11 protein-coding genes and 1 riboswitch are annotated in these 11938 nt (G+C 63.6%); of the genes, 8 read left to right on the top strand and 3 right to left on the bottom strand.

Annotated elements, in window-relative coordinates; all coding sequences use genetic code 11:
• Positions 1–61 precede the first annotated feature (61 nt).
• From HNQ95_RS13140 to HNQ95_RS13130, 3 genes are read right to left on the bottom strand one after another with little or no spacing between them, the layout of a single operon-like run.
• Positions 62–1198 carry an ABC transporter substrate-binding protein gene (locus HNQ95_RS13140; RefSeq protein WP_154384311.1) on the bottom strand — a complete coding sequence of 379 codons (1137 nt, stop codon included), beginning with the start codon at positions 1196–1198 and terminating at the stop codon, positions 62–64.
• A 44-nt stretch (positions 1199–1242) separates the two neighbouring features.
• Entirely contained in the window at positions 1243–2079 is an 837-nt protein-coding gene (kynA, locus tag HNQ95_RS13135; protein WP_083948826.1) for a tryptophan 2,3-dioxygenase, read from the bottom strand.
• Positions 2076–3701, bottom strand: a complete 1626-nt coding sequence (locus HNQ95_RS13130; RefSeq protein WP_182574339.1) for an AMP-binding protein — start codon at positions 3699–3701, stop codon at positions 2076–2078. The genes kynA and HNQ95_RS13130 overlap by 4 nt, the downstream gene beginning before the upstream one ends.
• Positions 3702–4010: 309 nt before the next feature.
• Here HNQ95_RS13130 and HNQ95_RS13125 point away from each other — a divergent pair, with 309 nt between their 5' ends.
• The 8 genes from HNQ95_RS13125 (at position 4011) to HNQ95_RS13090 (ending at position 11934) form a co-directional block, all read left to right on the top strand.
• Positions 4011–4838 (top strand): hormone-sensitive lipase, encoded by an 828-nt coding sequence (locus HNQ95_RS13125; RefSeq protein ID WP_182574340.1) that lies wholly within the window; start codon positions 4011–4013, stop codon positions 4836–4838.
• A 280-nt stretch (positions 4839–5118) separates the two neighbouring features.
• Positions 5119–5320: riboswitch (cobalamin riboswitch) on the top strand.
• A gap of 180 nt (positions 5321–5500) precedes the next feature.
• Positions 5501–7360, top strand: coding sequence for a TonB-dependent receptor domain-containing protein (locus tag HNQ95_RS13120; protein ID WP_182574341.1), 1860 nt, complete (start codon positions 5501–5503; stop codon positions 7358–7360).
• 11 nt (positions 7361–7371) lie between these two features.
• Positions 7372–8232, top strand: coding sequence for an ABC transporter substrate-binding protein (locus tag HNQ95_RS13115; RefSeq protein ID WP_182574342.1), 861 nt, complete (start codon positions 7372–7374; stop codon positions 8230–8232).
• On the top strand, positions 8229–9230 hold the full coding sequence (locus HNQ95_RS13110; protein WP_182574343.1) for a FecCD family ABC transporter permease: 1002 nt from the start codon (positions 8229–8231) through the stop codon (positions 9228–9230). Before HNQ95_RS13115 ends, HNQ95_RS13110 begins: the two co-directional genes overlap by 4 nt.
• A complete protein-coding gene (locus tag HNQ95_RS13105; RefSeq protein ID WP_182574373.1) occupies positions 9227–10021 on the top strand; it encodes an ABC transporter ATP-binding protein in 795 nt (264 codons plus the stop codon). Before HNQ95_RS13110 ends, HNQ95_RS13105 begins: the two co-directional genes overlap by 4 nt.
• On the top strand, positions 10018–11055 hold the full coding sequence (locus tag HNQ95_RS13100) for a DUF6925 family protein (RefSeq protein WP_182574344.1): 1038 nt from the start codon (positions 10018–10020) through the stop codon (positions 11053–11055). Before HNQ95_RS13105 ends, HNQ95_RS13100 begins: the two co-directional genes overlap by 4 nt.
• 19 nt (positions 11056–11074) lie before the next feature.
• A complete protein-coding gene (locus tag HNQ95_RS13095) occupies positions 11075–11593 on the top strand; it encodes a hypothetical protein (protein WP_182574345.1) in 519 nt (172 codons plus the stop codon).
• Positions 11590–11934 carry a hypothetical protein gene (locus tag HNQ95_RS13090; RefSeq protein WP_182574346.1) on the top strand — a complete coding sequence of 115 codons (345 nt, stop codon included), beginning with the start codon at positions 11590–11592 and terminating at the stop codon, positions 11932–11934. The genes HNQ95_RS13095 and HNQ95_RS13090 overlap by 4 nt, the downstream gene beginning before the upstream one ends.
• Positions 11935–11938: the final 4 nt, after the last annotated feature.

Below are 11938 nucleotides of genomic sequence, written 5' to 3'. Positions count from 1 at the left end.
GGAGTGGGGGTCGGACGCTTCGTTACAAGGCTGGCCTGCAACGAGCGGGCCTGAACCCATCCTACATCTTGCACTGGTCGGCGTAGGCGTCCTTGTGGTGCTCGAAGGCAGTGGCGACGATCTTGTTGGTCAGCACGTCGCCTTCCTTGATCACTTCACGCACGTAGATGTTCTGCACCGGGTGGTTGTTGGTGTTGAAGGTGAACCCGCCGCGCACCGACTTGAAATCGGCGGCCTTGAGTGCTGCGCGGAAGGCATCCTTGTCCTTGACGCTGGCCTTGCCGAGCGCCGAGAGGATCAGGTTTGCCGTATCCCAGCTCTGGGCGGCATAGACCGAGGGCAAGCGCTTGTATTCGGCCTGGAAGGCCTCGACGAACTGCTTGTTGGCCTCGTTGTCGAGATCCTTGGACCAGCTCGCCGAGTTCTTGACGCCGAGGGCTGCGTCGCCGACCGCCGGCAGTATGTCCTGGTCGAAGGAGAAGCCCGGGCCCATGACCGGAATGTTCACGCCCGACTGGGCGTACTGCTTCATGAACGAGATGCCCATGCCGCCGGGCAGGAAGAAGAACACCGAGTCGGCGCCGGAATCGCGGATCTGGGCGATCTCGGCGGCGTAGTCGGTCTGGCCGACCTGGGTGTAGACTTCGCCGGCCAACTCGCCCTTGTAATAGCGCTTGAAGCCGGTCAGCGAATCCTTGCCGGCCGGATAGTTGGGCGCGAGGATGAAGGTCTTCTTGTAGTCCTTGTTGGCGTACTGGCCCATCGCCTCGTGGAAATTGTCGTTCTGGTAGGCGACGTTGAAATAATTCTTGTTGCACTTGGCGCCGGCGAGCGCCGACGGGCCGGCGTTGGGCGACAGGTAGATGACGTCCTGCGCCACAGCGTTAGGCACCACGGCCATTGCGAGGTTCGACCAGATGATGCCGGTCAACAGGTCGACCTTGTCGCTCTGGATCATTTTTTCGGCGAGCTGGACGGCGATCTCGGGCTTCTGGGCATCGTCCTCGACGACCAGTTCGACATCCTTGTTGCCGGACTGCTTCATGGCCAGCGCAAACGCGTCGCGCATGTCGACGCCGAGGCCCGCACCGCCGCCCGAAAGCGTGGTGATGACGCCGATCTTCACCGGTTCGGCATAGGCAAGGCCGGATGCCGCCAACGAAAGGCCGAAAATTCCTGCCGCAATGATTTTCTTCATTAGGTTACTCCTCCCAAGTGTTCCCGATTATTTGATTTGAAGTCCTAGAGCCGGGTGCGAACTTTCCAGAGTTCGGGAAACAGTTCAACCTCCAGCATCTTCTTCAGATACGAGGCGCCAGACGTGCCGCCGGTGCCGCGTTTCATACCGATGATACGCTCGACCGTGGTGACATGGTTGAAGCGCCAGCGCCGGAAGTAATCCTCGAAATCGACAAGCTTCTCGGCCAGCTCGTAGAACATCCAGTAGCGTTGCGGATCGCGATAGATCGCCTGCCAGGCGACGAGCACTTCTTCGCTTTCGCTGCGCGTTTCGCGCCAGTCGGTGCGCTTGCCGTCGGCGCCGATATCGAAGCCGTTGCGACCAAGCAGCAGGATCGCCTCGTCATAGAGCGAAGGCTGGGCGAGAACCGCCTCGAGCTTTTCGCTAAGTTCGGGCTGGTGGGCGTGCGGGCGCAACATGGCTGTGTTGCGGTTGCCAGCCATGAACTCGATGGCGCGATACTGCCAGGACTGGAAACCCGAGGACTGCCCGAGCGAGTCGCGAAATTCGGTGTATTCGCTCGGCGTCATCGTCCTGAGCACATCCCAGGCGCTGTTGAGCTGCTCGAAGATGCGCGACACGCGGGTCAGCATCTTGAACGAGGGCTCAAGCTTGTCGGCACGAATCGAGCGGATCGCCGAGCCGATCTCGTGCAAAGCGAGCTTCATCCACAGCTCCGACGTCTGATGCTGGATGATGAACAGCATCTCGTCATGGGCGGTCGACAGCGGCGCCTGAGCGTCGAGGATCTTTTCGAGATGCAGATAATCGCTGTAGGACATGCGGTCCTTGAACGACATCTGCGCGCCCTCGACGGAGGGATCGTAAGGCTTGCTCAATTCATCTTCTCCGCACGCAACCGGAAGCGCTGGATCTTGCCGGTCTGGGTCTTGGGCAGGGCGTCGATGAACTTCACCGAGCGCGGGTATTTGTAGGGCGCGATCGTTGCCTTGACGTGATCCTGAAGGCGCTTGACGGTTGCGGCGTCGGCGGCGACGCCGGCAACCAGCACGACATAGGCCTCGACGATCTGGCCGCGTTCGCTGTCAGCCGCGCCGATGACGGCGCATTCGGCGACTTCGGGATGCGAGAACAGGGCGGCTTCAACCTCGGGACCGGCGATGTTGTAGCCGGCGCTGACGATCATGTCGTCGGAACGCGCGGCGAAGTGGAAGAAGCCGTCGGTGTCCTGGATGAAGGCATCGCCGGTCACGTTCCAGCCGTCGCGGACATATTCGAGCTGCCTGTCATCGGACATGTAGCGGCAGCCTGTCGGGCCACGCACGGCAAGCTTGCCGACAGTGCCGCGTGGCACCTCGTTCATGTCGCCGTCGACGACCCGCGCTTCATAGCCGCCGACCGGCTTGCCGGTGGAGGCGGGTTTCATGTCCTCGAAGCGGTTGGAGATGAAGATATGCAGCATCTCGGTGGCGCCGATGCCGTCGAGGATCGGCTTGCCCGTCTTGGCCAGCCATTCCTCGAACACCGGTCCGGGCAAGGTCTCGCCGGCAGAGACCGCGACGCGCAGCGACGACAGGTCGGCGCCTTCGTCCATGGCCTTCAGCATGGCGCGATAGGCGGTCGGCGCGGTGAACGAGATCGTCGCCTTGTAGGTCTCGATGATGTGGATCATGTTCGGCGGCGTTGCCTGCTCGAGCAGGGTCGCGGCCGCGCCGAAGCGCAATGGGAAAATGGCCAGGCCGCCAAGACCGAAGGTGAAGGCCAGCGGCGGCGAGCCGACGAAGACGTCGTCGGAGGTGACCGAAAGCACCTCCTTGGCATAGGCGTCGGCGATGATCAGCAGGTCGCGATGGAAATGCATCGTCGCTTTCGGCACGCCCGTGGTGCCCGAGGTGAAGCCGAGCAGGGCGACGTCGTCGCGGCCGGTCTTGACCGCTTCGAAGATGACGGATTTGTCGAGCGCGACCCGGTCGAGTTCGGCGTCGTGGTTGGCGGTGCCGTCGAAGCCGATCACCTTGGTCAGGAAGGCGCTGTCCTTGGCGCAGGCGATCATCTCGTCCATCAGGCGCGTGTCGCACAGCGCAATCGTGATCTCTGCCTTGTCGACGATCTTGGCGAGCTCACCGGCGCGCAGCATAGGCATGGTGTTGACGACGACAGCACCTGCCTTGGTCGCGGCCAGCCAGCAGGCGACCATTGCCGGGTTGTTGGCCGAGCGGATCAGCACCCGATTGCCGGGCTTGACGCCGTAGTTTTCGACCAGCGCATGCGCCAGTCGGTTGGTCCAGTCGGACAGCTCCTTGTAGGTGCGGCGGCGGCCGTTGCCGATCAGCGCGGTGTGGTCGCCCAGGCCTTTTTCGACCAGGCGATCGGTCAGCTCGACGGCCGCATTGAGGTGCTCGGGATAGTCGAAGCCGTCGAGCAGAAAGGTCGGCCACTGGTCCTGCGGCGGCAGGTTATCGCGCGTGAAGGTGTCGATATGCGCTGACGGTCCAAGCATTCTGCGGCTGTCCCCTACCTGCTCATCGGCATGACGGAAGCGCCATGCGTGCGTTGGAATGCGTTACTTCGGGGGAAGGTGCTGCGCCGCAACGGGTAGCCGTTCGGTACGGAACCGCGCTTTGCGCGATCGGCATGCGATCGGCGTCTGGCACAGCGAGACCTCCCACGTTCTCGACTGATGGCTGAGAATTGCACCGGACCAAAATTATTTCAAGCATAAAGTTTCTGCCGCTGGCCCATTGACGCAATCCGGCACGCTGGCCATTGCTATGCGCCTGGATTGCTGCCGCCTTGGAGGGATGCCCGTATGCTCGAACGCCATATCGCCGATTGGGACAACGCCTACACCAATGGCGCCAACATCGCCGGTGGCGATCGTTGGCCTGCTGCATGGGTGGAACCGGCACAGACGTTTCGCGACGCCCTGTCGGCAGATGAGAGAGCGCAGTTCGACATCGCCTATGGTGACAGGCCGCGCAACCTGCTTGACCTGTTCCTGCCTGAAGGCACGCCGAAGGGGCTCGTCGTCTTCGTCCATGGCGGTTACTGGATGGCGCTCGACAAGAGCTACTGGTCGCATCTCGCCAAGGGTTCCATCGACAGCGGCTACGCGGTTGCGATGCCGTCCTACAGCTTGTGCCCGGAAGTCAGGATCGGTGATATCGTGCGCGAGGTCGGTGCGGCGATCGGCAAGGCAGCCGCGTTGGTCGAAGGCCCGATCATGCTGACCGGTCATTCCGCCGGCGGACACCTCGTGTCGCGCATGGTCGCGGCTGCTTCGCCGCTTGCGCCCGATGTGCAGTCTCGTATCCGTCATGTCGTTTCGCTCTCGGGAGTTCATGATCTCAGGCCGCTGATCAACACCGGCATGAACAAGACGCTCCACATCGACGAGACTGAGGCGCTGGCTGAAAGCCCGGCGCTGCTGCGGCCGGTGGACAACGTCCGCATCACCTGCTGGGTCGGCGGTGGCGAGCGCGCCGAGTTCCTGCGCCAGAACGCATTGCTTTCCAATATCTGGACCGGGCTTGGCGCCACTACCGCTACAGTGGTCGAGCCCGACCGGCATCACTTCAGCGTCATCGACGGGCTTGCCGACAAGGATCATGCGCTGACAAGGACCTTGCTCGGCTGAACATGCGCGGATGATACCGACGCGGCCGAAGATGATGTCGATGGCCGTAGCGCGCACATCGTCGGTTCAGTTTCCGCGACCCCGTTGGCAATGTGCTGGTGGCCTCTGTCCACGAGGGGCAGTGCCGTCCAATTGGCGGTCCCATGCAGGGCTTGCCGCGTCCGGGCGATTGCACAAGTTGCCCTGTTTGTCCGTGTCCAATGATCCTATCTAGTTGAAAATCAATATATTTTATGGCCGGTCGCATGATTGCGATTGACAAGCCTCGGCATCCCTGAGTAGCGTCCGCCTCGGAATCGGTTCCGCCGAGAGGCGGATGAAAAGGGAACACGGTGAGGCCGAAGGCCAAATCCGCGACTGCCCCCGCAACTGTAACCGTTGAGCCTCTTCCATCATGCCACTGAACGCATTCGCGCGTTCGGGAAGGCGGAAAAAGGCTGTGACACGGAAGTCAGGAGACCTGCCCGTTCCAGTCACCCATGCTTGTCCACGGGGTGTGGTCAGGCGCGGTCGCTCGTGGCGGTGACATCGAAAGTGTTGCCGCATGCGGAAGGCCGTCGGGTCAATCTTGTCCCAAAGTCTGCCTGCCGACCTGTCTTGCCTGCGGTTTGGAAACCGGGTGCGATCCTTGTCGCGCCCCCCCAAACCATTTGAGGGCAGAAATGCAGAGAATTATCCTGGGCATCGGCGCGATCATGCTGGCCATCCCGGCACCATCCAGCGCGCAGCAGGCGCCCGCTGCAGGCGGCGTGACCGTGCTGCCGCGCCTGGTCGTTACGCCGCTGCGCCGCGAAACCGCGCTTGTTCGCCCGACGTCGTCGGTCACAGTGATCGACGAGGAAGAATTGCGAAAGTCCGCGGCAGCAGACCTGCCGTCGTTGCTGAAGCACTATGCCGGCGTTTCGATCATCGGCTATGGCGGCCAGGGGGCCTCGTCCAATGTCTATCTGCGCGGCATGTCGGCCGGCCAGACGCTGGTGCTGGTCAATGGCGTCCGCAGTTCGTCGGCGACCAGCGGTACGAGCTCGATCTTCAACATTCCGCTGTCGTCGATCGAGCGTATCGAGATCGCCAAGGGACCGCATTCGGCGCAGTATGGCGCCGATGCCATCGGCGGTGTCGTCAACATCATCACCAAACAGGGCGGCCAGTGTGCCGACGGCCGTAACGCCTGCGGCAGCATCACCTCGGGCGTCACGCATCCCTGGGGTGGCTATCTCTCAGGCGATCTGCGCGGACGCACCGAGGACGGCATCGATTACTCCGTCGGTGGCTCCATCCTCGGCACGCACGGCTACGACTTCACCACGCCGCTGGCCTGGGGACATGAGCCTGACGACGATGGCTTCCTGCAGGGCTCGCTCAACGTCGCAGCCGCCAAGGAGTATGGCTGGGGCCGGCTATATGCCGATGGCCTGTTTGCCCGGGGCCGCAGCCAGTACGATGCCTCCCCGCCTTCCGCCAATGAAGTTGACACCGACACCTTCGCCGGCAGGATCGGCGCACGGGTGAAGCATTCCGACAGCTGGAGCTCGACCGTCGAACTTTCCGGCAACCTCGACTATTCGACCAATGTCCGTGACGGCGTCGTGGGCAGCAGCGAATTCGACACCAGGCGCTACGGCATCTTCGCGTCGACGGAAAAGTCCTTTGAAACAGGTGAAGTCAGGCATGTCCTGGTCGGCGGTGCCGAGGCCTATCGCGAGGAGGTGGCTTCGACTGTCGATTTCGGTGTCGGCTCGCGCGACCTCGCGGCGGTGTTCGGCCAGTACTCGCTCGACTATGGCGCGCTGACGATCGACAGCGGTCTGCGCTACGATCACAATGAACAGTTCGGAGGCGCCACCACCTACAACATCGGTGCCAGCTACGAGCTCGTTCCCGAGCTTGTGGCGCGCGCCTCGTACGGCACCGGCTTCCGGGCGCCGACCTTCAGCGACCTCTATTACCCCGATTACTCCAATCCCAACCTGAAGCCGGAGAAGTCGCGGTCCTATGAGATCGGCATCAACTGGCGTCCAAGCGAGGGGACCGAGCTTGACGTCGCCTTCTACCAGACCTGGCTGACCGACGCGATCGCCTCCAACCCGCCGACCTACCTGCCGTTCAATGTCGCGCGCGCCAAGGTGGCCGGTATCGAGGCCAGCCTGTCGCATGCGTTCGACGAGCGCTGGAGTGGCAAGGTTTCGATCGACTACCGCTCGCCGAAGAATGAGGACAACGGCCGCTACATTCCCTATCGCGATCGCTTCAAGGCGGCCGCCGAGGTGAGCTTTGCCGCGACCGACAGCCTCGACCTCACCGCCAAGCTGCTCTACGGCGGGGCGCGCTACGCCAATGCCGCCAACACCGTCAAGCTGCCGGACTATGTGACGGTGGATTTCGCCGCCAACTACACGTTCGACGAGCGGGCGAGCCTGAAGTTTTCGGTCGAGAACCTGTTCGACGAACACTATTCGACCGTCACCAACTATCGCGCGCCGGGCCGAAGCTTCAATCTGAGCTTCACGCGTGTGTTCTGATGCGAGGTAATATGCCCACCAATCGTCTCAGCTGCGCTCGGTTTCGAGCGTGGCTGTCCGCTCTCGCGGGGCTGGCCGCGTTGTCATCAGCGCCGGCAGCCGCCGTGCCGCCGAAACGCGTCGTGTCGATGAATGTCTGCACCGACCAGCTGGCGATGCTTCTGGCGGCCGAGGGGCAGCTGCATTCAGTGTCTTATCTGGCAAGCGATCCCAACACGTCGGTACTGGCCGATCGGACCAACGGCTTTGCCGTCAATCACGGCCTTGCCGAGGAAGTGTTTCTGATGCAGCCTGACCTGGTACTCGCCGGAGCCTACACGACACGGACGACGGTTGAGTTGCTGAGGCGCCTCGGCATCCGGGTCGAGGAATTCGCGCCGGACAGCTCCATCGCCGACATCAGGGCCAACATCCTGCGCATGGGAGAGGTCCTGGAGCGGCGCGAAGAAGCGGCAAAACTTGTCGCCGCGCTTGATCGTGGCGTCGCCGAATTGGGCAAGGAAAGCGCCTCGGGCAAGACCGTCGCGACCTACTACGCCAACAGCTACACCTCGGGCACCGGAACGCTCGTCGACGAGATCGTCAAGCTTTCCGGACTGGTCAATATTGCAGACAAGCTCGGGCTCAGCGGCACGGCGCGGTTGCCGCTGGAGATGCTGGTCATGGCCAAACCAGATTTGGTCATCGGTGGCGGCGAAGACTATGGCGCCCCGGCACTCGCCCAGGAAAACTTCGTCCACCCGGCCTATCGGGCGGTCTCCGGGCAGGGCAGGGCAGTGGCGGTGCCGTCGCGATACACTATTTGCGGCGCGCCGTTTACACTTGAAGCCGCCCGCCTGCTGCGCGATGCCGCCGAGGGGGACGCCAAGTGAGCGACATCTCCCGCTACAGGCTCGTGCTTGCCGTTCTTGCCATCCTGGCCACCATTCTGTTCCTGCTTTCGCTCACCGTCGGTCCGGCGGGCCTCGGCTTCGGCGACAGCATCGCTGCATTGTTTTCCGACAAGGCCGGCGCCATCGAGCTGATCATGCGTGAGATCCGCCTGCCGCGCGCGCTGCTCGGCCTGATGGTCGGTGCTACACTCGGGCTTTCCGGTGCGGCACTTCAAGGCTATCTGCGCAATCCGCTGGCCGAGCCGGGCCTGATCGGCGTCAGCGCTTCAGCTTCGCTGGGCGCGGTGATCGCCATCTATTCCGGCCTGACGATTGTCTTCCCGCTTGCCTTGCCGCTGTCGGCATTGGCTGCCGCCGTGCTCGCCGTCGTCGTGGTCCAGGCACTTGCCGGCCTGCGCGGCAGCACCTTGACCATCATCCTGGCAGGTGTCGCCGTGTCGAGCTTTGCCGGCGCGATGACTTCGCTGGCGCTCAACCTGTCGCCCAATCCGTTCGCCGCGCTCGAGATCATGTTCTGGATGCTCGGCTCGCTGACCGACAGGTCGATGACCCATGTCTGGCTCGCCTTGCCGTTCATGCTGGTCGGCTGGGCGATGCTTGCGGCGCTCGGCCGGGCGCTCGATGCGTTGACACTTGGCGACGAGACGGCGGCGAGCATGGGCATCGACATGCGCCGCGTGCAGTTGCTGGCCGTGTTCGGCACCGCGGCTTCCGTCGGTGCCGCAACGGCGGTGTCGGGCGCCATAGGTTTCGTCGGGCTCGTCGTGCCGCATATGCTGAGGCCGCTTGTCGGCGCGCGCCCGTCGCGGCTGTTGCCGGCGAGCGCCTTGGGCGGGGCCTGCATGCTGCTTGCCGCCGACATCCTTGTCCGGCTCGTCGCGCCCGGCCGCGACCTCAAGCTCGGCGTTCTGACCGCAATCGTCGGCGCGCCGTTCTTCCTGTGGCTTGTCTATCGCACGAGAAGGAAGCTTGCCTGATGCTGCTCGATGTTCAAGATCTCAGGGCGTCGCTCGGCGGCCGGCCGGTGCTCAACGGCGTGTCCTTTTCCGTCATGGCGGGTGAGTTTGTCGGCCTTATCGGCCCGAACGGAGCCGGCAAGTCGACCTTGCTGCGCGCATTGCTCGGACTGACACCGGCAGACGGCGCAATCGCGTTGGGTGCGCTCGCCGCCGCTCATGTCTCCGCGAGGGAGCGCGCTCGGCATATGGCCTACGTTGCGCAGGAGCGCGAGATCGCCTGGGCCGTGCCGGTCGAGATGCTGGTCGGCCTCGGTCGCTCGCCCCATCGGCCAAGTTTCGCCTCGCTCGCCCTTGCCGACCGCAACGCCATCGACGCCGCAATGCGCAAGATGGAAGTCGACAGCTTTCGGGACCGCGCTGCGACCGAGCTTTCGGGTGGCGAAAAGGCGCGTGTGCTGATCGCCCGGGCGCTGGCACAGGAGACGCCGCTGCTGCTCGCCGATGAACCGACATCAGGCCTCGACCCATCGCACCAGATCACGCTGATGCGCCTGTTTGCCGATCTCGCGACCAGCGGACGAAGCGTCGTGGCTTCGCTGCACGACCTCGGGCTCGCCGCCCGCTGGTGCACCCGACTGCTGCTCATAGACGCCGGCAGGATCGTCGCCGACGGCCCGCCTGATGAAGTGCTGACCGCCCAAACCCTGCGCGACGTCTATGGCGTCGAAGCCTTCTTCGGCGAGACAGCGGGCGGGCTGATTGTCCAGCCGCTCGATCTCGTTGCCGTCGATACCGGAGCACGACCATGAGCTACCTCGAGCAGCTACTGCGTCACCACCTGACCGACTGGCGCAGCGGATGGAGCATGGGCACGTTTGGCGCCATCGCCGAGTTCCATCAGGATGACGGCGAGGTTGCGGTGATAGACGACACCCACCTGCTGACCCGGGCTACCCGGCGGGGCGGCATTCATGTCGATCGCGGCACGTTGAGCGAACTGGTGCCTGTCGCCTACGAGACGCTCAGTCCGAAGCGGCATCGCTGGAGCCAGGCGGTGGCGTTGTGCCTTCCTGAAGCGAAGGCGCGGCGCGGCAGCAGGAGCGTGCTGAGTGAGATCGGGCCGGACGATCACGCGATCCGGGGTATCGATCGCACGGGCATCCTGTTCGACATGGGCCTGTCCTTGCCGCAATGCGACTTCTGCATCCGCACCAGCGAGCCAAAGCTGCTGGCCGTCTTGCGCGCCAATCTCGGCCGTTCGCTGTTCGAGCATGGCAATGAGGCGATGCCGGCGATCCTTGCGGTCCATCCGCATCGGATCGCCTTGACCAATATCGGCCGTGTCGAGGTCTACCAGAAGATCGGTGGACCCGACACGGGCGGGGTTTCTCCCGAGGGACCGCATACCCATCTGCTGCCGAAGCTTCTGAAGGGAGGCCGCACGCATTCGGCCAACACGCCGATCCCAACTGGCCTGTTGCCAGTCGGCTCGCTGCATCCGGGCAATCCGGTCATCGATCCGCTGGGCAAGGACCGGCCGTTCGACCTGACCCTGCATAGCGAGTTTCAGGAATTGATGAGCCGTTTCGGCACCGCCGAGGCTCTCGCCGGCAAGGCCTATGTCGACGACGCGCTGGAGACGGGCAGGGACCTCGACGCCGGCCAGGCGCCTGCCGGGCGCCATGCCCGGGCTGCGTTGCGTGTCGCGCTGCGACAGAAGGTCCGTCTGGCCGAGTGCCTGGGAGATGAAGCACGCCGCCAAAGGATCACGACCTGGCAAGCCAGCTTCGAGCAATCGGAGCCGGAGGCGGAGGACGACGACGCGCCGGGCCACGCGGCCTAAGGCTTCGGTGCGCAAACTCATGCCTGTCAGCGAAGGCTCCGGCCATCGCCGACAGAGCAAAATTCGGGGCCAAACTAAACTTGATATTAATAGTCATGTTTTATATGGTCCGGTTGTGCTCGGGACAGGACGGCCGCAACGGCCACCGTCGGCACGATGGGACCAGGTCGTGGCAATAGCTCTTTCGGCGATGAATGTTGGGACGCATCGGATCAGCAGGCTGGGTCAGCGTGCGACCAGCCAAGCTGTCGAACTGACGCGGGCCAAGCTTCATCAATTGGTCTGGTCACGGCCGATGACCGAGATCGCGGTGCAGCTTGGCGTGCGCGACCAGCAGGTGGCGCAGGCCTGCGATCGTCATGACATAGCTCGCCCACAACCTGGGCATTGGCAGAAACTGCAATACGGCAAGGGTGTCGAGCCCAAGCCGCTTTCGACAGACTCCTATGCTGCGGAAGAGCCGGTCGTCATCGCTGGCCGCGAGACTTTTTCGCGCATCCGCGACAACGAGCTTGCGCCAGGGGTCAGCAGGTCATGATGCATGTCAACCCCTTCAAGGATACCGGCGAGGCGCAGGGCGATGGGATGCGCCGATATCGCGAGACGTTCGCCGAGGTCGAAGCGCTGGGCGCCCAGGTTCGCCGGGCAAGGCGTCAGGCTGATCTGAGCCTGAAGCGCGTCAATGCCGTGCCGGAACCCCACAGTGTGGGCAATGCCGTTTTCGCGGTTGAGCTGGAGCGCCACCGCGCCGACCGCGAGACGATGTTCGAGGCGATGCGCAAGCTAGACGCAGCGCGCCGGGCGCTGCGGGCAATCGCCTCCGATTTCGTCTTGGATCAGGACAAGACCGCCGCGGCAGATCTACGCCGTCCTGCCTGAGGCA

This window comes from Aminobacter ciceronei, assembly GCF_014138625.1.
In the GTDB taxonomy this organism is placed as follows: domain Bacteria; phylum Pseudomonadota; class Alphaproteobacteria; order Rhizobiales; family Rhizobiaceae; genus Aminobacter; species Aminobacter ciceronei.
Note: the sequence above shows the minus strand (reverse complement) of the source record. Positions and strands in the feature narration are given on the sequence as shown.